The 20,987-nt window shown below is 68.8% G+C and carries 15 protein-coding genes; 5 read left to right on the forward strand and 10 right to left on the reverse strand.

Features of this window, described 5'->3' with window-relative positions; genetic code table 11:
- Positions 1-108 precede the first annotated feature (108 nt).
- From AS594_RS17495 to AS594_RS17505, 3 genes are all read left to right on the forward strand, one after another.
- Positions 109-1,185, forward strand: coding sequence for a ParA family protein (locus AS594_RS17495; protein WP_079148710.1), 1,077 nt, complete (start codon positions 109-111; stop codon positions 1,183-1,185).
- Positions 1,182-2,285, forward strand: coding sequence for a ParB/RepB/Spo0J family partition protein (locus tag AS594_RS17500; RefSeq protein ID WP_069927938.1), 1,104 nt, complete (start codon positions 1,182-1,184; stop codon positions 2,283-2,285). The genes AS594_RS17495 and AS594_RS17500 overlap by 4 nt, the downstream gene beginning before the upstream one ends.
- Positions 2,286-2,593: 308 nt before the next feature.
- Positions 2,594-3,211: a GNAT family N-acetyltransferase gene (locus tag AS594_RS17505; protein WP_069927939.1), complete on the forward strand. Its 618-nt coding sequence runs from the start codon at positions 2,594-2,596 to the stop codon at positions 3,209-3,211.
- 82 nt (positions 3,212-3,293) lie between these two features.
- Here AS594_RS17505 and trxA read toward each other — a convergent pair whose 3' ends face one another.
- The 7 genes from trxA to AS594_RS17540 all read right to left on the reverse strand — a co-directional run bounded on the left by trxA (position 3,294) and on the right by AS594_RS17540 (position 12,953).
- Positions 3,294-3,638 carry a thioredoxin gene (gene trxA / locus AS594_RS17510; protein ID WP_069927940.1) on the reverse strand — a complete coding sequence of 115 codons (345 nt, stop codon included), beginning with the start codon at positions 3,636-3,638 and terminating at the stop codon, positions 3,294-3,296.
- A gap of 50 nt (positions 3,639-3,688) precedes the next feature.
- Positions 3,689-4,663: a thioredoxin-disulfide reductase gene (trxB, locus tag AS594_RS17515; RefSeq protein WP_069927941.1), complete on the reverse strand. Its 975-nt coding sequence runs from the start codon at positions 4,661-4,663 to the stop codon at positions 3,689-3,691.
- Between the two features lie 124 nt (positions 4,664-4,787).
- Positions 4,788-5,681, reverse strand: coding sequence for a zf-HC2 domain-containing protein (locus AS594_RS17520; protein WP_069927942.1), 894 nt, complete (start codon positions 5,679-5,681; stop codon positions 4,788-4,790).
- Positions 5,678-6,430 carry an RNA polymerase sigma factor SigM gene (sigM, locus tag AS594_RS17525; protein ID WP_069927943.1) on the reverse strand — a complete coding sequence of 251 codons (753 nt, stop codon included), beginning with the start codon at positions 6,428-6,430 and terminating at the stop codon, positions 5,678-5,680. The genes AS594_RS17520 and sigM overlap by 4 nt, the downstream gene beginning before the upstream one ends.
- 29 nt (positions 6,431-6,459) lie before the next feature.
- Complete coding sequence (locus tag AS594_RS17530) at positions 6,460-8,175, reverse strand: protein kinase family protein (RefSeq protein WP_069927944.1); 1,716 nt, start codon at positions 8,173-8,175, stop codon at positions 6,460-6,462.
- Between the two features lie 121 nt (positions 8,176-8,296).
- Entirely contained in the window at positions 8,297-10,498 is a 2,202-nt protein-coding gene (gene murJ, locus AS594_RS17535) for a murein biosynthesis integral membrane protein MurJ (protein WP_069932657.1), read from the reverse strand.
- 139 nt (positions 10,499-10,637) lie between these two features.
- Complete coding sequence (locus AS594_RS17540; RefSeq protein ID WP_069933881.1) at positions 10,638-12,953, reverse strand: DUF6049 family protein; 2,316 nt, start codon at positions 12,951-12,953, stop codon at positions 10,638-10,640.
- A gap of 189 nt (positions 12,954-13,142) precedes the next feature.
- On the opposite strand from AS594_RS17540, the gene AS594_RS17545 reads away from it, so the two are divergent.
- The gene (locus AS594_RS17545; RefSeq protein WP_069935150.1) at positions 13,143-14,585 is read left to right on the forward strand and encodes a CCA tRNA nucleotidyltransferase; all 1,443 of its coding nucleotides are present in this window, start codon (positions 13,143-13,145) and stop codon (positions 14,583-14,585) included.
- An 85-nt stretch (positions 14,586-14,670) separates the two neighbouring features.
- Here AS594_RS17545 and AS594_RS17550 read toward each other — a convergent pair whose 3' ends face one another.
- From AS594_RS17550 to AS594_RS17560, 3 genes are all read right to left on the reverse strand, one after another.
- On the reverse strand, positions 14,671-15,948 hold the full coding sequence (locus tag AS594_RS17550; protein WP_069927947.1) for an MFS transporter: 1,278 nt from the start codon (positions 15,946-15,948) through the stop codon (positions 14,671-14,673).
- Between the two features lie 118 nt (positions 15,949-16,066).
- On the reverse strand, positions 16,067-17,149 hold the full coding sequence (locus AS594_RS17555; RefSeq protein WP_069927948.1) for an inositol-3-phosphate synthase: 1,083 nt from the start codon (positions 17,147-17,149) through the stop codon (positions 16,067-16,069).
- Between the two features lie 48 nt (positions 17,150-17,197).
- Positions 17,198-17,881: a PadR family transcriptional regulator gene (locus AS594_RS17560; protein WP_069927949.1), complete on the reverse strand. Its 684-nt coding sequence runs from the start codon at positions 17,879-17,881 to the stop codon at positions 17,198-17,200.
- Between the two features lie 366 nt (positions 17,882-18,247).
- Between AS594_RS17560 and AS594_RS17565 the strand changes: the two genes are divergently transcribed.
- Complete coding sequence (locus AS594_RS17565; protein ID WP_069927950.1) at positions 18,248-20,932, forward strand: transglycosylase domain-containing protein; 2,685 nt, start codon at positions 18,248-18,250, stop codon at positions 20,930-20,932.
- Positions 20,933-20,987: the final 55 nt, after the last annotated feature.

Raw genomic sequence — 20,987 nt, forward strand, 5'->3', positions numbered from 1 at the left:
GCGGCTGCCACACCGCGCGACCGCAAGGCCGTAAGAGGGACGGAGTTGTCCACAGAGGTGGATTCGTCCACAGAAGAACGGGCCTCGCTGGTTCATGACCCCGAAAGCATGGCAGGCTCTGTGCATTGCGAGCCTGAAGTCGAGGAGAGTGAATCCTTGCGGTCCGACGCCAACATCGCGGGACCGATGACCGACCCGGTCCCCGGTCCCCGATCCGAATCGGTGGGGGAGGATGTTTCACGTGAAACACCGCCCCCTATGGACGACACCCCCATTGGTCGTGCTGCCCAGCTGGCGGTAGAAGCTCTTGGCCGTGCAGGCGAGGGCCTGCCCCGTCCTGAGCAGACACGCGTCATGGTGGTGGCCAACCAGAAGGGCGGCGTCGGGAAGACCACGTCTACGGTCAACCTCGCCGCTTCGCTCGCGCTGCACGGCGCGCGCGTCCTGGTGGTGGACCTCGACCCGCAGGGCAACGCTTCCACGGCGCTGGGCATCGACCATCACGCCGAAGTTCCCTCGATCTATGACGTCCTCGTGGACAGCAGGCCGCTCTCCGAAGTGGTCCAGCCGGTCCCGGACGTCGAAGGTCTCTTCTGCGCCCCGGCCACCATCGATCTCGCCGGTGCGGAGATCGAGCTGGTGTCGCTGGTGGCGCGGGAGAGTCGCTTGCAGCGGGCTATCCAGGCGTACGAGCAGCCGCTGGACTACATCCTCATCGACTGCCCGCCTTCCCTGGGCCTGCTGACCGTCAATGCGATGGTCGCCGGTGCCGAGGTGCTGATCCCCATCCAGTGCGAGTACTACGCGCTGGAGGGACTGGGGCAGCTCCTGCGGAACGTCGACCTGGTGCGGGGGCACCTCAACCCGGACCTGCATGTGTCGACGATCCTGCTGACCATGTACGACGGCAGGACCCGGCTCGCCTCTCAGGTGGCCGACGAAGTGCGTACCCACTTCGGCAAGGAGGTGCTCCGGACGAGCATCCCGAGGTCCGTGCGTATCTCGGAAGCGCCGAGCTACGGGCAGACCGTGCTCACCTATGACCCGGGATCCAGCGGAGCGCTTTCCTACCTGGAAGCGGCCCGTGAGATCGCGTTGCGGGGCGTCGGGGTGCACTACGACCCGCAGCATGCCCACTCGGGCAGCCAGAACAGCCAGCAGAGCATGTCGGAGGGGATCCAGTGAGTGAGCGACGTAGAGGGTTGGGGCGTGGGCTCGGTGCGCTGATCCCTGCCGCTTCGCAGGAGAAGCCGAGTCCGCCCGTGGGGGCGGCCTCGACGTCCCCCGGTTCGGTGCCGGTGATGACGGCGGAGCGCGGGGTGGCGGCCGCGAAGGTCACGTCGCTCCCCGCCGGCGGCGTTTCACGTGAAACCGAAGTTCCCGGGCAGGGGGCGCAGCCGGAGGCCGCTGGGCCCAGTGAGGTCGCGGGTGTTCATTTCGCGGAGCTTCCGCTGGATTCCATCAAGCCGAACTCGCGCCAACCGCGTGAGGTGTTCGACGAGGACGCGCTCGCGGAGCTGGTCACCTCCATCAAGGAGGTCGGACTCCTCCAGCCCGTCGTCGTACGGCAGCTGGGCCCTGAGCGGTACGAGCTCATCATGGGCGAGCGCCGGTGGCGTGCGTGCAGGGAAGCGGGTCTCGATCGGATCCCGGCGATTGTCCGAGCCACAGAGGACGAGAAGCTTCTCCTCGACGCGCTGCTGGAGAACCTGCACCGGGCGCAGCTGAACCCGCTGGAAGAGGCTGCCGCGTACGACCAGCTGCTCAAGGACTTCAACTGCACGCACGACCAGCTGGCGGACCGGATCGGGCGCTCGCGTCCGCAGGTGTCCAACACACTGCGCCTGCTGCGGCTCTCGCCGTCGGTGCAGCGCAGGGTCGCGGCGGGCGTGCTGTCCGCCGGGCATGCGCGGGCGTTGCTCGGGGTGGACGACTCCGAGGAGCAGGACCGTCTGGCGCACCGCATCGTGGCCGAGGGGCTGTCGGTACGTGCGGTCGAGGAGATCGTGACTCTGATGGGCTCGGGCCCGCAGAGCAGTCCGAAGGCGAAGGGACCGCGCGCGGGTACCCGGCTGTCACCCGCGCTGTCCAGCCTCGCTTCGCGTCTCTCGGACAGGTTCGAGACGCGGGTGAAGGTCGACCTGGGGCAGAAGAAGGGGAAGATCGTCGTCGAATTCGCGTCGATGGAGGACCTGGAGCGGATTCTTGGGACACTCGCCCCCGGCGAGGGGCGGGTTCTAGAGAAGGGGCTCACCGAAGAGGACCCGGAGGGCAGCGAGAGCTGATCGCCGGCCGAGAGCTGTTGCAGGGCGGGCTGTGTCCGGAGCAATCTGGAACACTTCCCGCCCTTTGCTCTCTCTCGGTATCCGTTCGATCTCGGGGTGGATACGATGCGTTCTGGTATGGCGCATCCACCTTGGTTCACTTTGAGAAGGAGGGCGGGGGCCATGCGATCGGTGAGTCGCAGCCAACTGGTGACCGCGGGTCTGAGTGTCGGAGCGGTCGGCGGGTTCGTCGGCAGTCTGCTTCGGGAACGGGGCGCGCTGGCGGCCGCCCGTGACGCGGCAGGGGAAGGAAGCGAGGAACATCCTTCATGGGACGTCGGCTCGTACCGCTCACGCTGGACAATCTTCCGGACCTCCCCAAGCGCTGCCGCTCCTGCGTCTTCTGGGAACTTGATCCGGTCAGTGGAGAAGCAGCGGTAAAGGCAGGCACTCCGGAGCTGGAGAAGGAAGCCTGGATCTCGGCGGTCCTGCTGGAGTGGGGTTCGTGCGGGCGGGTGGTCTACGTGGACGAGGTCCCCGCGGGCTTCGTGCTGTACGCACCGCCGGCCTACGTACCGAGGTCGACGGCCTTCCCGACCAGCCCGGTGTCGCCGGACGCGGTGCAGTTGATGACGGCCTGGATCATGCCCAGCTATCAGGGGCAGGGGCTGGGGCGCGTCATGGTGCAGACCGTAGCCAAGGACTTGCTGCGGCGGGGATTCAAGGCCATCGAGGCGTTCGGCGATGCCCGCTGGACGGAGCCCGCTTGTCTGTTGCCTGCGGACCACCTGCTGTCGGTCGGCTTCAAGACGGTACGCCCGCATCCGCTGCACCCCCGGCTGAGGCTGGAGCTCAGGACGACGCTTTCCTGGAAGGAAGACGTCGAGCTGGCACTGGACAGACTGCTGGGGGCGGTGCAGAAGGAGCCGGTGCTCCGTCCGCTGTAGGGCTGAAAAACGTGTGTGGGCTCATCCCCGACAGGGATGAGCCCACACACGTTTCACGTGAAACAGGAACCAGAGGCCGGTGTCAGGCCTTGGTGACCTCTTCGCCGATGAAGTCGCCGAGGTCGCGCAGAAGTGCGGCCTTCGGCTTGGCGCCGACGATGGTCTTGGCGACCTCGCCGTTCAGGTAGACGTTCAGCGTCGGGATGGACATGACGCCGTACTTGGCTGCGGTGGCCGGGTTCTCGTCGATGTTGAGCTTGACGATCTCGATCTCGTCGTGCTCGGCCGCGATCGCTTCGAGAGACGGGGCGATCTGGCGGCACGGTCCGCACCAGGCGGCCCAGAAGTCCACCAGTACGGGCTTGTCGCTCTTGAGGACGTCCTGCTCAAAGGATGCGTCGGTCACGTTCTTCAAGGTGCCGGCCACGGCAGCCTCCTTAACTTCGGGTGGGGTGTGGGGTGGGGAAGAGGGTGAGATCAGGCGGCGGTGGTCTTCTCCGGCTCGGCCACCTTGTCGGTGTCCGCCAGAGCGGCCAGGAATCGCTCGGCGTCGAGTGCGGCCGAGCAGCCGGTGCCGGCGGCCGTGATGGCCTGCCGGTAGGTGTGGTCCACCACGTCGCCGGCGGCGAAGACACCGGTGAGGTTCGTGCGCGTTGACGGTGCGTCGACCTTCACGTAACCCTCTTCGTCCAGCTCCAGCTGGCCCTTGAACAGTTCGGTGCGCGGGTCGTGGCCCACGGCGATGAACAGTCCGGTGACGGGCAGCGGGGTGATCTCGCCGCTCTTGGTGTCCCGCAGCGTCACGCCCGAGAGCTTCTGGTCGCCCTGGAGCTCGGCGATCGAGCTGTCCCAGGCGAACTTGATCTTCGGGTCGGCGAAGGCGCGGTCCTGCATCGCCTTGGAGGCGCGCAGGGTGTCACGGCGGTGGACGATGGTGACGGACTTGGCGAAGCGGGAGAGGAAGGTCGCCTCTTCCATCGCCGTGTCGCCGCCGCCGACCACGGCGATGTCCTGGTCCTTGAAGAAGAACCCGTCGCAGGTGGCGCACCAGGAGACGCCGCGTCCGGAGAGCGCGTCCTCCTTGGGCAGACCGAGCTTGCGGTGCTGGGAGCCCGTCGAGACGATGACCGCCTTGGCGCGGTGAACCGTACCGGCGGTGTCGGTGACGGTCTTGATGTCGCCGGTGAGGTCGACGGACACGATGTCGTCCGGAACGAGCTCGGCGCCGAAGCGCTCGGCCTGGGCGCGCATGTTGTCCATCAGGTCGGGGCCCATGATGCCGTCGCGGAACCCGGGGAAGTTCTCCACGTCGGTGGTGTTCATCAGAGCACCGCCTGCGGTCACCGCACCCTCGAACACCAGCGGCTTCAACGACGCACGCGCGGTGTACAGCGCGGCGGTGTAGCCGGCGGGCCCGGAGCCGATGATGATCACGTTTCGGACGTCGCTCACGGGTAATTTCCTCGTCTCTGCGGACTGCCTGCTGCCTACGGGGCCTGTCTGGGACTCTCACCCCACCCAACGGATCCTAAGGGGCATGCATTCCCGAGGTGTCCGGCCCCATTCGGGCCCGATGTCAACGGCGAGGGTAGGTCTGTGTCAGCAGAATCTCACCCTTGACGGGCGGAGCGGCTCCCTCACACGCGGCGTCGACGACGTATGCCTGCACCCGGGTGGCGTCGGTGGTGTGCGGAAGGACGAGGAGGAAGGCCCTCCTGCCGTCGTACGTGCCTTCCTCCGCGGCGAGCGGGACCGTGTTGCGGCCAGTGCCCTCGTGGACGCACTGCGGCACCGGCACGTCTGTCTTGCGCAGGGGCGTGTGGGACTCGATACCCATGGAAGGGGCGTTCTCGGTCGTCTCCTCCTGGGAGAGCGGCTGCTGGGCGATCAGGTCCTGGACGCGGTTCTCGAGGGCGCTCGCGGAGAACGTGGGACCTGACCTCATCTTCGCGGTGGCGCTCCTGTCAGCGGTGGCGTCCTTGCCGTCCGGTGACTCGACCGACTGGAGCAGGAACACGCCCATGCCGAGGGCGGCCGTACCGAACAGGGCGCCGAGGACGGCACCGCGCCGACGGCGCCTGGTCCTGCTGTCCCGGCCGGGCCCGGTGGTCGCGCGGGGGCGGCCGGCGGGGCGGTCTGCTGCCGGTACGGGGTCGGCGAGGTGAGACGGGTGCGCTGTTTCACGTGAAACAGGCGGGGTCTCCTCGTGGGCCGTGGAGTCCAGGAGCGCTTCGGCGGCCAGCGCGGCGTCGATGCGGCCCGCGACATCGCCCGGCATCCGGGGCGGCCCGGGCAGGGTCCCGAGCAGTCCGCGAATCTCGTCCAGGGATGCCTGTACGTCGCGGCACAGAGCGCATTCTTCGAGGTGTCGGCGTACGTCCGCCGTGCGGGAAGGGGTGAGGAGCCCCTCGGCGAGGTCGGAGATCTCCGAGACATCCGGGTGCTGAGTCGTGCCGGCCCTCGATGTCATGCGCGCTCACCTCCGCCCTTCACCGCAGCAGGATCGCTCGGTCCCGCATCCGTTGGTCCCGCGACCGCTTGTTCCGCGGTCCCGGGTTTCTTTGGGCTCTTGGGCCCCGATGCCGGTGGGACGGATGCCCCGGGCGTCCGGTTCCTTCCCCCGCCGGAGTCCTCGCTACCCCCGGTGGGGGTGCGCAGATGGGTGAGGAGTGGCAGCAGCCGGGCGCGGCCGCGCGCACAGCGGCTTTTCACCGTTCCGGTCGGCACATCGAGGACGCGGGCGGCTTCCGCCACTGGATAGCCCTGCATGTCCACCAGGACGAGCGCGGCCCGCTGTTCGGGGGGAAGGGTCGCCAGGGCCGCGATGAGCTCTCTGTGGAGGTCCTGGCGCTCCGCGGGCGCTTCGGCGGACTCGTGGGGCTCCAGGAGCTGGTCCAGGCGGTCCGCGTCGTCGACCGGGGCGGTCTTGCGCGACGCCGCCTTGCGGGCCCGGTCGAGGCAGGCATTGACGGTGATGCGGTGCAGCCAGGTGGTGACGGCGGACTGCCCGCGGAAGGTGTGGGCGGCGCGGTAGGCGGACACCAGGGCGTCCTGTACGGCGTCGGCCGCCTCCTCGCGGTCGCCGAGCGTGCGCAGGGCCACGGCCCACAGCCGGTCGCGGTGGCGCCGTACGAGCTCACCGAACGCGTCGGGGTCGCCTTTGACATGAGCGGCCAGGAGGTCCTGGTCGCTTGTGGCGCGGTGCGCGGCGTCGTCCAACGGTGAGCCCCCTCCCCCTGGTGTGCCGGTCAGCCCGAGACCCTGATCTCCGAGATTCCGCCACGGAAACTGCCGGCCGATCCGTCGGTCGGAAGTTCCGTGATGTGGATCAGGATGTACCGGGTACGGACCGGCTTGTCGAGCGTGGCTTCCAGCTTGCCTTCCGTCGGCTCCAGTTTCGTCATCTCCTGAGAGAAATCGGAGACGGCGGTCGGCTGTGCGGCGTCTTCGGGCGCGGCGAGGACTTCGGCGGTCTGGCCGCTGCGGTACATGTCGATGTCGATGCCGGAGACGTCCTTGACGCTGCCGAGGTCGACGATGATCCCGCTGCCTTCCCTGCGGTGCGGGAGATTGCCGAAGTTGGCGAACCCCTTGTACGACGGGGTGATCCAGGCGGTGCCGGTCTGGCCGTCGATGGCGTTCGGAACGTCCTCAGGCTCTATCCCGGAGCCGCCCGGGGCGAACACCGTCGCGTCGGCGATGCGGATCGGCTTTGGGTCCCGCTTCTTCGGCGCCTCGTCGTCGTTCGGCTGCGAGGTCTTCGGGTCGCCGGAGTCCTGGCCGCGGTCCAGGAGCGTGTCCGCGAGCTGCCAGCTGCCGAGGCCGAGGGCGGCGATGAGCAGCGCGGCCACGCTCCACTTGAGGGCTTTGCCGGTGCGGCCCTGGAGGGGCCGCGGAGGTACGGCCGCGACCGCCTGGGCCGTGGGCAGACCGGCGTGCGGGCCGGGCCTGCCGTAGGTGCCCTGCTGGTACGTGGTGCGCTGGTACTCCGGCAGCGCCGTGAAGGTGGGCTCCGGCGGGCGGATGCGGGGCAGCGCGGCGACGGCCTTGGCCAGCTCGTCGGGGGTCGTGCAGGGCGGTTCCTGGCGTGAGGCGGTGGCGCCGTCGTTGACCAGGGCACGCATGGCGAGCTCGGAGAGGCCCCGGTGGATGCCGGCGCGGACCTGGTCGGGGGGGATCAGACCGACGCCCTTGGGCAGCCCGGAGAGGCCGTAGGCGTCTCTCTCGTACGGCCAGCGCTGGGTCAGGGCGGCGTACAGGAGTGCACCGATCGCCTCGGTGTCGGTGCGCTGCGGACGGTCGGAAGCGATGCCGCGCAGGGCGGCGTTCACGGCGAGACCTCTGATCCGGTACTGGCCCGAGGAGGTCCGCAGGATGGCGCCGGGGGTGAGCCTGAGGTGCGCGAGGCCCTCGCGGTGGGCCGCGGCCATGGCCTGGGAGACCTGGCTGACGAGCTGGTACGCCTCGTGCGCGTCCAGCGGCCCGGCGGCGAGCATCGCCGTCAGTTCGGTGGCGTCGGGCAGCCACTCGTGGACGACGTAGACGAGGTCGTTCTCCTCCACCGCGTCGAGGACCTGGACGAACCGGGGGTCGCCGAGCAGCGCCGAGGAGCGGGCCGCGGCGAGCACGGACCTGGCCCGCGGGTGGTCCGCGGGCAGCAGGTGCACGCCCACGGCGCGGCGCAGTTTCTCGTCGACCGCCCGCCAACTGCTGAAACCGTCCAGACGGGTGACGCATTCTTCGAGCCGGTAGCGTCTGGCGAGCTTGTGTCCACTGTGCAGCTCAGGTGTCGCGCTGGGGGGTTCGGCGCCTTGGCGCTCGCCGTCCGCGTCGCTCTTGCTGTCGTCCGCTGGCTCCTGGGCTTTCTCCACCCCGTCGGCCGTGGCCTTGTCCGCCTTGGCGGCCAGCGGTTCGTCACCGCTGTTGTCTGCCACGTCGACGGCAGCCGTGCTACGTTCCGCCACCGTCGTTCCTGCCTCCCCATCCGTTGCGCGCTGTTGAACAGCCATGCCAATTGTGCCCACAGTCCGGCGCTATGCACGACACGCGGCGGCCGGTGATGGTTGTGCGGAGCCGCACGGCCGCTCAGCGCCCGAGGCGTCCGCGCACCATGCCGACCATGGCGTTGAGCTCCACGATCCGCATTCTCTTCGCGGCGAGGAAGAAGACTCCCAGCAGTACGATGCCTCCGCCGACCAGGGCCGCCAGCGATCCGAGGGCGCCACTGCCCAGGATCCGCATGAGGTAGTAGGCCGCGCCGCCGCCGAGGATCGCCGCCGGTACGGACGCACCGGAGAGCCTGGCGTACGTACGCAGGACGTGCTTGCCGTCCAGGTCGCCGCCCAGCCGCTTGGCCAGGCGCCGCCAGGCCACACCGACGCCGATGGCGTAGGCCAGGCCGTAGGAGCCCGCCATACCGACCACCGCCCACTGGGACGGCAGGACGACGTAACAGAGCGCGGAGGCCGCCGCGTTGACCGCTGCGACGATGACGGTGTTGTAGAAGGGGGTCCGGGTGTCCTCGTACGCGTAGAACCCGCGCAGGACGACGTACTGCACGGAGTACGGGATGAGTCCGAGGCCGAACGCCATCAGGATGAAGCCCATGGACTGGGCCGCCTGGTGCCCGGTGGACGCGAACAGCAGGGTGCACATGGGGACGCCGAGCGCCAGGAACGCGAACGCGACCGGAACGATCGCGACGGCCGAGTTGCGCAGCCCCTGCGAGATGTCGTCGCGGACGGCGCCCGGGTCGTTGTCGTGCGCGGCGCGCGAGATGCGGGGCAGCAGGGCGGCCATGACCGAGACCGTGATGATGGCCTGCGGCATGCCCCAGATCAGCTGGGCGTTCGAGTAGGCCAGGATGCCGGCGCCATCCTTGTCGGACGCCGCACCTGCCGCCGTGGCGAGCTGGGTGACGACGACGACACCCGCCTGGTTGGCGAGAACGAACAGGACGGTCCACTTGGCGAGCTTGACCGTCTTGCCCAGGCCGTGGCCCTTCCAGTCGAAGCGGGGACGGAAGCGGAATCCGGTCTCGCGCAGGTACGGGATCATCGCCAGCGCCTGGACGGTGAGGCCGAGCAGCGTGCCGATGCCCAGGAGCCGGATGCCCTCGTCCGGGATGGTCTGCACACCCATCCGGGTCTCGGCGGAGGTGCCGTACACCCAGATGAACAGTCCGAAGGTGACGATCATGACGATGTTGTTGAGGACGGGAGTCCACATCATCGCGCCGAACCTGCCGCGGGCGTTGAGGATCTGGCCCATGACGACGTGCACGCCCATGAAGAAGATCGTGGGCAGGCAGTAACGGGCGAACGTGACGGCGACGCTGTTGGCCGCCGGGTCGTCGGCGATGGTGGGCGACATCGCGTGCACCAGGTACGGCGCCGCGAACACCGCGACGGCCACGATCACACCGAGGGCCACCATGACGAGGGTGAGCAGGCGGTTGGCGAAGGCTTCGCCGCCGTCCTCGTCGTTCTTCATCGCGCGCACCAGCTGGGGCACGAAGACCGAGTTCAGCCCGCCGCCGACGGTGAGGATGTAGATCATCGTCGGCAGGGTGTACGCCACGGTGTAGGCATCACCGAGCAGCGCCGCACCCAGCGCCGCGGTGATCACCAGGCTGCGTACGAAACCGGTGAGGCGGGAGACCAGCGTGCCCGCGGCCATCAGCGCGCTCGACTTCAGCACACTGGCCGCGCGGCCTGCGGGCTTCTTGGGCGGGGCGGGGGCCGGAGCCGGCTCGGGGGCGGCCACGGGAGCGGGCTGCCCGGGCGCCTGCTGGTCGCGGTAGAGGTGGGCGAACGCGTCCGCCTGCTCGGGGATCTCCTCGCCGGCCCGGGAGACCAGAGCGTCGACACCGACGAACTCGGTGGTGGCGGCGTTGTCCCCGTACGGCAGCCGGCGCGAGGGACCGTCCGGCTCCGGCGGCGGGGTCTGCGCCCATACGTGCGGGTCCGGCGCGTACTGCGGCGCGGCCGGCTGCTGGTACAGCGGCTGCGGCTCCTGGTAGGTGCCGGGAGGCGGCGGGGGGTGCGAGGCGCGGTCGTAGAGCGCCTCCGTCACCGGGTCCTGCGCGGAGGGGTCCTGGGAGCGGTACGGATCGTGGCTGTAGGCGTCCTGGACGTACGGGTCCGGGGCGGCATAGGGCTCCTGGGCGGACTCGGGATGCTGCGGCGACGGCACATGGCCTGCTGCCGAGGGCTCCGAGGGCACGCCCTGGAAAGGCGCGGTGCCACTCGCGCCCTGTCCACGGTCACCGTCGTACGGCGCGTTCACTGGTGCTCCCCTCGAGCTTCCTGTTCCGGCGAGCTGTGCCCCGCTGCGTGTACGGCCGGGGATCCGGGGACTGTCCCCCGGTTGGACGCTGCATCGCAACCCCACCTCATCGTCCCCGGCCGACCGGCCACGGCGTAGCTCAACGGTCCACTTTCTCACCCGCGCCGGACGGGTTGCCGCTTTCGGGACCGGTGTCCGGTGTCGGGTCACTCGGCTGCTCGGCGTCGTCACCCTCGCCACCGCACTCGCCGTCGCCCCTGTCGGCGGCCTCACGGGCCGCCGCGCGCTTGCGCTGGGTGTACATCCTGACGCCCGCGAGGACCAGCAGCAGCACACCGCCGGCGATCACGAGCATCACGGTCGGGGTGAATTCGTTCACGTCGACCGTGAACTCCATCTGACGGCCGTACGGCGTGCCGTCCTCGGTGTAGAGCTGCGCGGTCACCGGTACCGGGCCGTTGGCGTTGGCGGTGGCCGTGAACTTCACCGACTGGCTGTGACCCCCCGTGACCTTCACCGGGCGCTCGGCGATGCTCTGGTCCCCGTCCAGCTTGAGACGGGTCGGCTTGGTGGATGTGAGCCGCAGCACGAGGTTCTCGACGCCCTGCACCAGCTGGTTCTGGACCGTCACCGGCACGGTCGCGCTGCGCCCCGAGAGGGTCGCGTCGGACTTCTGGATGAGCTGGACCTCGTCGGTGAGGCTCTCGAGGTAGCTCTGCACGCCGTCGCGGTACTTCTGGGCCGGGCGCTCGCTGCCCCGCCAGGACGTCGACATCGCCCGGTTGACCGCGTTGCCGAAGGGGGTCACCACCCGGTCGGGTGCGGTGAGGATCACCTTGAAGTTGTCGAGGGTGTCCTGCGTGGCCTTGATGTCCTGGAACGCCTTGGCCGGAAGCTCCCGCTTGCTGAGTGAGCGGGGGTACGAGCCCGCGCCCGGCACGTCGGTCGTGGCACGGGCGTCGGGCCTGGCCTTCGAGGCGGCCACCAGGTCCAGCGGCTGCGACCAGCGCTGGGCGTCGAGGCTGTGCAGGGCGCTCGCCATCGACTGCGCCTGGCCGGCGGACGGCAGGCGCTGCGGGGCGACCACGACGCTGCGCTGCTTCTCCTCGTCCTGGAGAGTCACCGCCAAGGTCTGCGCGAGGAACCTCTGTATGGCCAGGGTGGAGTCCCCGGCGCTCGACATGTCGCCCTCGAAGGCCGTGGAGAGCCTGGCGTCGGCGACCACGGCGGTGGTGCCGCCGCCGATCGGCCGGGCGGCGGTGGGCGTGTACGACAGACCGCCCGTCTCGGGGAGGCTGTCGCTGCGGGCGATCACGTTGTGGGCGCCGGCCGATGTGGCGACGTCGACGACCGACGGGTCGACGGCGCCGTTCACCGGCCAGGCGAAGTCGGTGGTCGGCTCTGTCTGGAGGATCGACTTCACCGCGGTCGCCGCGACATCGGTCGCGCGCCGCAGGTGACTGAGGGAGCCGGGGACGTGCTTGCCGCGGTGTGCCAGCGAGGCGAGGTCGGGGTCGGCGAACGGCAGCGCGACGACCTTGCGGCCGTCGACGGCCTTCTGGAGATCGCTCAGCCACTGGTTGGCCACGGTCTGGTACTTGCCCGCGACGGTCGTTTCGCCGTCCTGCGACTTGACCTGGTAGCTCTGCGTCATGGCGTTGACCGTGGCGAGCAGGTCCGGGTCGACCACCCAGGTCACCGGCAGCTCGTTGCCGAGCGAGACCAGCTGGTTCAGCCGCCCGCCAGGGGCGAGCTCCGCGCCGAGGTTGTCGTTCTCGAAGACCGGTGTCTGCTGCTCGTCGGAGCCCGTCTCGGCCGTGAGATGCGTGGAGGAGATCAGCGGCCACAGGTAGGTGAGCTGGGTCTTCTTCTCCGTGGCGTCGGGCTGCCAGGGGAGGAAGGTCTTCTGGATGCCGAGCGTCTGCTCGTACGGACGGCTCGGCGTCTGCCCCGACAGGGACACCCCGAGCTGGTAGACCCCCTGGTCGTCCAGCTCCAGCTTGTCGACCGGCACCGTGATGCTGAAGTCCTCACTGATCCCGGACGGGATCCTGGAGAACTTCTTCGTGAACTTTCCGCCGAGCTCGGCGGGGTCCCGGATGTCCACGTCCTGGCTGCGCTGGTCCGCCGCGTCGATCGCCGTCCGGCCGGACAGCCGCGGCCCCACACTGAGGCCGACGTGCGCGTCGGTGACGGTTTCCTTGCCCCGGTTGGTGACCGTGCCGGAGACGGTGACCTTGTCACCCTCCACCGGGGCGCCGGGGGTCAGCGCGTCCAGGGACACATCAACCGTGCGCGACGGGGTGATGTCCTCGGTGGCGTGCGCGGACGCGGCCCCGGGGACACACAGAAGGCCCGCCGCCAGCGGGGCGCCCGCGAGCAGCCCCGCCGCGCGCCGCAGCCACCGGCGGGCAGGTGAGGGAACCATCCCCTGAAAGTCTGCCGCCTCGGCCACGCCCACGCCCGTCCCTAGTCTTCGTCTGCTGTCGGTGTTGGTGTTGGTTGTCGGTTCTTGCGTCCACGCATGGTAACGAGGTGCGCTGTGGCGAAGTGCTGCCCACTGCTCCACATGATCGGAAGAGTCTTGTCGGGCGGCAATAAACAGGGGAGCTTCGGCCGGCCGGGGCACGTACCCTTTTCTGTTGTGCCGAACGCCAACGAAGACAACCCCAGTGCCCTGAATCAGGTGCAGCGCCGCGCGGTCAGCGAACTGCTGCGGGTCTCCCCTGTCGCCGATGATCTCGCGCGCCGTTTCCAGGAGGCGGGCTTCGGTCTCGCGCTCGTCGGCGGATCGGTCAGGGACGCGTTGCTCGGCCGCCTCGGCAACGACCTGGACTTCACGACCGACGCCCGGCCCGACGACGTACTGAAGATCGTCCGGCCCTGGGCGGACTCGGTGTGGGAGGTCGGGATCGCCTTCGGCACCGTGGGCTGCCAGAAGGCCGGCTACCAGATCGAGGTCACGACGTACCGCTCCGAGGCGTACGACAGGACCTCGCGCAAGCCGGAGGTGTCGTACGGCGACTCCATCGAGGAAGACCTGGTGCGCCGCGACTTCACCGTGAACGCGATGGCCGTCGCCCTCCCGGAGAAGGAGTTCGTCGACCCGCACGGCGGTCTGGAGGACCTCGCGGCCCGTGTCCTGCGCACGCCCGGGACCCCCGAGGAGTCGTTCTCCGACGACCCGCTGCGGATGATGCGCGCCGCACGGTTCGCCGCCCAGCTCGACTTCGAGGTGGCTCCCGAGGTCGTCGAGGCGATGACGGCCATGGCGGAACGTATCGAGATCGTCTCCGCGGAGCGGGTGCGTGACGAGTTCAACAAGCTGATTCTCTCCCCGAACCCGCGCAAGGGACTGCGGCTGCTCGTCGACAGCGGGATCGCCGGACACGTGCTCCCGGAGCTGCCCGCGCTGCGCCTGGAGAGTGATGAGCATCACAAGCACAAGGACGTCTACGAGCACTCGCTGACGGTCCTGGAGCAGGCGATCGACCTCGAAGAGGAGGGGCCGGACCTGGTGCTGCGGCTCGCGGCGCTGCTCCACGACATCGGGAAGCCGCGGACGCGGCGCTTCGAGACGGACGGGCGGGTCTCCTTCCACCACCACGAAGTGGTCGGGGCGAAGATGACGAAGAAGCGCATGATGGCCCTGAAGTACTCCAACGACATGATCAAGGACGTCTCGCTCCTGGTGGAGCTGCACCTGCGCTTCCACGGCTACGGCACCGGCGAGTGGACCGACTCCGCGGTGCGGAGGTACGTACGGGACGCGGGACCCCAGCTGGAACGGCTCCACAAGCTGACCCGCTCGGACTGCACCACGCGCAACAAGCGCAAGGCCGGCGCGCTCTCACGGGCGTACGACGGACTTGAGGAGCGCATCACGCAACTCAAGGAGCAGGAGGAGCTGGACTCCATCCGGCCGGATCTGGACGGAAACCAGATCATGGAAATCCTGGGCATCAGGCCGGGGCCGGAGATCGGCAAGGCGTACAAGTTCCTGCTGGAGCTGCGCCTGGAGAACGGGCCGATGGAGCACGACGCGGCCGTCGCGGCACTCAAGGAATGGTGGGCCGCGCAGAACTGAGGTCATGTTTCACGTGAAACATGGGTCGGACGGACGTGGCGAGGGGCGGTGTTTCACGTGAAACACCGCCCCTCGGCCGTGCGCGTCACGAGGTGCCGCCTCCTCGGTTCCAACGGACCATGACGGCAGTGACCACTGCGTAGAGGCCGGCGACCGTGACCACCAGGACGACTGAGCGGCCGTCGGCGGGCAGCATCACCGCCGCCGTCGCCGCGGCCCCCACGAAGGCGACGTTGAACAGCACGTCGTAGATCGAGAAGATCCGCCCCCGGTACGCGTCATCCACCGACGACTGCACCACCGTGTCCGTGGTGATCTTCGCGGCCTGCGTCGTCAGGCCGAGCACGAAGGCGGCGATCATCATCGGTGCGGGCTCAAAGGGCAGCGCGAGAGCCGGTTCCAGGACGGCCGCCGACCCCGCGCACGCGACGATCCACCCGTACGGTCCGAACCGGCCCACCCCCCACGGCGTCAGCGCCGCGGCCGCGAAGAACCCCGCCCCCGAGAAGCCGGCCGCGATCCCGAGCAGCGCCAGCCCCTCGGAACCCGTCCCCTGCCCCTCGGACCAGGCGTAGCGGACCAGCATCAGCACCATGACCGTCAGTGCGCCGTAGCAGAACCGCATCAGTGTCATCGCGGCCAGCACGCGTGTCGCGGACGGGCGCTGGGCCAGATGGCGCATGCCGGCGGCCAGGCCGCGCGCCGTGGAGGCCAGGGCGGCGCCCAGCCTCGGCTGCACCTGTTCGGGGTCGGGGCCCAGCAGTTCGCGGCTCATGCGCAGCGATGACAGGGCGGCGCAGAGATACAGGGCCGCCCCCAGCAGCACCACCACCGCGTCGGAGTCCGCTGCCACCAGCCGCACGGCGAAGGCAAGCCCGCCGCCCACGGTGGCGGCGAGCGTACCGGCGGTGGGGGACAGCGAGTTGGCCATCACGAGCCGGTCGGCGTCGACGACGCGCGGCAGCGCCGCCGAGAGCCCGGACAGGACGAAGCGGTTGACGGCGGTGACGGAGAGGGCCGAAACGTAGAAGAGCCAGTCGGGTACGGACGCGAGGATCAGCAGCGCCGTCCCGCAGGCGAGCACCGCCCGCAGCAGGTTCCCGTACAGGAACACCTGCCGGCGCTGCCAGCGGTCGAGCAGCACGCCCGCGAACGGGCCGACGACCGAGTAGGGGAGCAGCAGTACGGCCATCGCCGAGGCGATCGCGCCGGGCGAGGTCTGCTTCTCCGGGGAGAAGACGACGTACGCGGCGAGCGCGACCTGGTACACGCCGTCCGCGCACTGGGAGAGCAGCCGGACCGTCAGCAGGCGGCGGAAGTCGGTCAGGCGCAGCAGGACGCGCAGATCACCTACGACGGGCATGCGAGCAAGGGTCACACACGTCGAGGGTCCCCGGGCGGATTGCCCGGGGACCCTCGACGACCGGCCCCTGGCGCGCCTGCGGGCACGCCAGGTGGAACGGGTGGAGCAGGCGGGGACTTTAGCGCTCGACCTCGCCCTTGATGAAGCTCTCGACGGCGCGGTGGGCGGCGTCGTCGAAGTACTGCACCGGCGGGGACTTCATGAAGTACGAGGACGCGGAGAGGATCGGGCCGCCGATGCCGCGGTCCTTTGCGATCTTCGCGGCGCGCACGGCGTCGATGATGACACCCGCGGAGTTCGGGGAGTCCCAGACCTCGAGCTTGTACTCCAGGTTCAGCGGAACGTCACCGAAGGCACGGCCCTCGAGGCGTACGTACGCCCACTTGCGGTCGTCGAGCCAGGCCACGTAGTCCGACGGGCCGATGTGGACGTTGTCGGCGCCCATGTCGCGGTCGGGGATCTGCGAGGTGACGGCCTGCGTCTTCGAGATCTTCTTGGACTCCAGGCGCTCACGCTCGAGCATGTTCTTGAAGTCCATGTTGCCGCCGACGTTCAGCTGCATCGTGCGGTCCAGGATGACACCCCGGTCCTCGAACAGCTTCGCCATGACGCGGTGCGTGATGGTGGCTCCGACCTGCGACTTGATGTCGTCGCCGATGATCGGGACGCCCGCCTCGGTGAACTTGTCCGCCCACTCCTTGGTGCCCGCGATGAAGACGGGGAGAGCGTTGACGAAGGCGACTTTGGCGTCGATGGCGCACTGCGCGTAGAACTTCGCGGCGTTCTCGGAACCGACGGGGAGGTAGCAGACGAGGACGTCGGCCTGCGTGTCCTTGAGGACCTGGACGATGTCGACCGGGGCCTCGGCGGACTCCTCGATGGTCTGGCGGTAGTACTTGCCCAGACCGTCGTAGGTGTGGCCGCGCTGGACGCTCACGCCGGTGTTCGGCACGTCGCAGATCTTGATGGTGTTGTTCTCGCTGGCGCCGATGGCGTCCGCGAGGTCGAGGCCGACCTTCTTGGCGTCGACGTCGAACGCGGCGACGAACTCGATGTCACTGACGTGGTAGTCGCCGAACTGCACGTGCATGAGACCCGGCACCTTGCCCGCCGGGTCGGCGTCCTTGTAGTACTCGACGCCCTGCACCAGCGAGGCGGCGCAGTTGCCCACGCCGACGATGGCTACGCGAACCGAACCCATTGGCGGTTGCTCCCTGTGTTCTAGACGAGACCTGCGGAAGTGCAGGGCTCACTTGACGGTGTCGTCGGACGGATCCGGACCGGTGTCGTCCCGGTGCCGGGGCAGGCCGTCCGTCTCTCCAGATGTGCTGTCGTGGCGAGCCGGGTCACCGGGGTCGGATCGTCGCTGATCCCGCCCCGCCCGCTCGCTCTCGATGAGCTCGTTCAGCCAGCGCACTTCGCGCTCCACGGACTCCATGCCGTGCCGCTGAAGCTCAAGCGTGTAGTCGTCCAGGCGCTCTCGGGTACGGGCCAGGGAGGCACGCATCTTTTCGAGACGCTCCTCCAGCCGGCTCCTGCGGCCCTCGAGCACCCGCATCCGCACCTCGCGCTCCGTCTGTCCGAAGAAGGCGAAACGAGCGGCGAAGTGCTCGTCCTCCCACGTATCGGGCCCGGTGTGGGAGAGCAGCTCCTCGAAGTGCTCCTTACCTTCGGCCGTCAGCCGGTAGACGATCTTCGCCCGGCGCCCCGCGAGAGACGCGGCGAGCGCGTCCTCGGGAGCACTGCCGGGCTCTTCGATCAACCAGCCGTTTGCGACGAGCGTCTTGAGGCAGGGGTAGAGCGTTCCGTAACTGAAGGCGCGGAAGATCCCCAGCGAGGTGTTGAGCCGCTTGCGCAGCTCGTAACCGTGCATCGGGGACTCGCGCAGCAGGCCGAGCACGGCGAATTCGAGGATGCCTGAGCGCCTGCTCATCCTTCGCCTCCTCAGTCGCCGACGGCCCTTATGCCGAGCTGATGTATCGACTCGATACATCCAGACGATAGAACGGGAGTGCCGATGGAACAAGAGGGGCCATCGTGAACGGCGTCACATCACCAATTCGATGCACGCAACTTGCCTGATTTGGGGTGAACATCGGCACTGGGTGGGTTTTGACGGTGCGTAGTCTGTGCGGCATGGAGACCACCGGGAACCAAGTGACGCCAGGGAGCGTCCTCGTCCTGGATGCACATGAGGCCGTACGGACGACCCCGAGCACGGGGTGGTCCGTACTTCGGGGGGACCGGAACTCACCTGCCGCTTCCAGGCGATCTCGCCTGCCCGAGGAGTAGTCGTTCGATGAGCGAGCACCGTCGCAAACCGTCGCAGCCGCAGGACGGAGGACGTGCCGCGGCCCGGCGAGCCGCCCAGCAGCCATCAGGCCGCCGCGCTGCCCCCACGCGGGACACCAACAGCACCACTGAGATGCCCTCCGGTTCGTACGGAGGGGAACGTCCGCCCGGCGGCAGAGCGGAAGCCCGGCGTGCCGCCCAGCGCGGCGCCTCGGGCGGCTCGCGCCGGCGCGCCGCGGAGCCCGCCGGCCGCGCGGCGGGGCGGGGGCGGGGAGGCCCGCCGGGCAAGGACCGCTTCATCAACTACCCGCGCTCGGACCGGTACGGGTGGCGGCGCTTCGTACCCTCCTGGAAGCTCGTCGGCGGCTCCTGCCTGGGGTTCTTCGCGCTCTTGGTCGCCGGGGCGGGGGTGGCCTTCGCCTGGGTCGACAAGCCCAACCCGCAGCTCATGGCGGAGGCCGAGAACAACGTCTTCTACTGGAGTGACAAGACGCAGCTCGCCGCGACCGGCGGACAGCGCAACCGGCAGATCGTCACCATTGACAAGATCCCGGAGCACATGCAGAACGCGGTGATCGCCGCCGAGAACGAGTCCTTCGACGAGGACTGGGGCGTGGACCCCATGGGTATCGCCCGGGCCGTGTGGAACATGGCCAAGGGCGGCGAGACCCAGGGCGGCTCGACCATCACCCAGCAGTACGTGAAGAACAACTATCTGGACCAGGACCAGACGCTCAAGCGCAAGTTCACGGAACTGATCATCTCGATCAAGGTCGGTGTCACGGACAAGAAGCCGGACATCATGGCCGGCTACCTCAATACCGCCTACTTCGGCCGTGACGCATACGGGATCCAGGCCGCCTCGCAGGCGTACTTCGGCAAGAACTGCGACAGGCTGAAGCCGGACGAGAGCGCCTTCCTGGCGAACCTTCTGAAGGGGCCGAACCTCTACAACCCCGACGGAGGCATCGGCACCGCCGCCGAACCCGCGAAGAACCGGGCCCGCGCCGAGGAGCGCTGGAAGTGGATCCTCGACCGCGAGGTCGAGGTGGGCCGTATGACTCCGGCGGAGCGGGCGACGTACACGAAGTTCCCCAAGCTCAAGGACTCCGGGCAGGCCAGTGGTCTCAAGGGCCAGAAGGGCTACCTCGTCGAGACCGCCAAGAAGTACGTGATGAAGCAGACCAACATCACGCCCGAGAAGCTCGAGCGGGGTGGCTATCGCGTCTACACGACCTTCGACAGGAAGAAGGTCGAGGCGATGGAGAGGGCGGTCAACAAGACCAAGAAGGAATTCCTCGACCCCAAGGAGCGCCCCGAAACGGACAAGCTCGTCCAGTTCGGCTCGGCTTCGGTGGATGTCAAAACCGGCGCGATCGTCGCGCTCTACGGCGGCGACGGCTGGGACAAGAAGCACTTCACCAACAACGCGGACACCTCCGGTGTCCCCGTGGGATCGACCTGGAAGCCGTACGTCCTCGCCGCGGCCATGGAATACGGCACCCCGAACTCGGGTCCCGACGGACTCTCGCCGAACAGCAAGTACAACGGCAACGACCTGACGGTCATCAACAACCAGCAGGGTCAGCCCCTGATGAACAACAAGGGGGAGCCGTTCCGGCAGAAGAACGAGGACCCCACCCCGTTCGGCTACGTCACCCTCACCAAGGCGATGGAGAAGTCCATCAACACGCCCTTCGCCCAGCTCGGCATGGATGTCGGTCTGAGCAACGTGCGCAAGATGGCGAAGGACACCGGGATTCTCGAGAGCTCGATGGACCCCAACAACAACGCCTCCTTCTCCCTCGGTACCTCCACTCCGAGCGCCATCCGCATGGCCAACTCGTACGCGACGTTCGCAGCCTCCGGTGAGCACGTCGAGCCGTACTCCGTGTCGAAGGTCCTCTTCAACGGCGAGGTGCAGCCCGGGTTCGACAAGCCGGCGTCCAAGCGAGTGATGGACGACAACATCGCGGACAACGTGACCGACGTCCTGAAGAACGTCGTCGAGAACGGCACCGGCACCAAGGCCAAGAAGCTCGGCCGCCCGGCCGCCGGCAAGACGGGAACCACCGACAAGAACAAGTCGGCCTGGTTCGTCGGCTACACGCCGCAGCTGTCCACTGCCGTCACCCTGTTCCGTACGGACCCCGAGTCCCGCAAGCTGCTCTCCATGAACGGCACCGGCGGCGTCCCGTCCATCCACGGTGGCGACATCCCCGCCGAGGTATGGACGAACTACATGCGCGACGCGCTCGAGGGCCTGCCCGCGAGCGACTTCCCTGAAGCGGGACCGATCGGCGCGAAGGCCGACGCGGACGGCGCTCCGTCGCCCAAGCCCAGCATCACGCCCAGCCGTACCCCGTCCCAGACGCCGAGCCCCACCCCGTCCCAGACCCCCTCGCAGACCCCGTCTCCCTCCGAGACACCGAGCCCGAGCGAGTCCTGCAAACCGTTCGACTGGGCCTGTGACGACGACGGCAAGAACGGCGGCACCGACACCGGCGGAACGGACGTCGGCGGCACCGACACCGGCGGGACCACCGACGGCGGCACGACCGACGGCGGGACCACCGACGCCGGTACGACCGATGGCGGTACGACCGACGCCGGCACCACGACCGACGGCAGCACCGAAGGCAAACCGGGCAACGGCAACAGCAACGGCGGCCTCTTCGGAGGCGGCGGCTGACGCCACGCCCCACCCCACCCCTGACGAGGGCCGTCGCACCCGGTGCGGCGGCCCT

The organism is Streptomyces agglomeratus (genome assembly GCF_001746415.1).
GTDB classification, from domain to species: domain Bacteria; phylum Actinomycetota; class Actinomycetes; order Streptomycetales; family Streptomycetaceae; genus Streptomyces; species Streptomyces agglomeratus.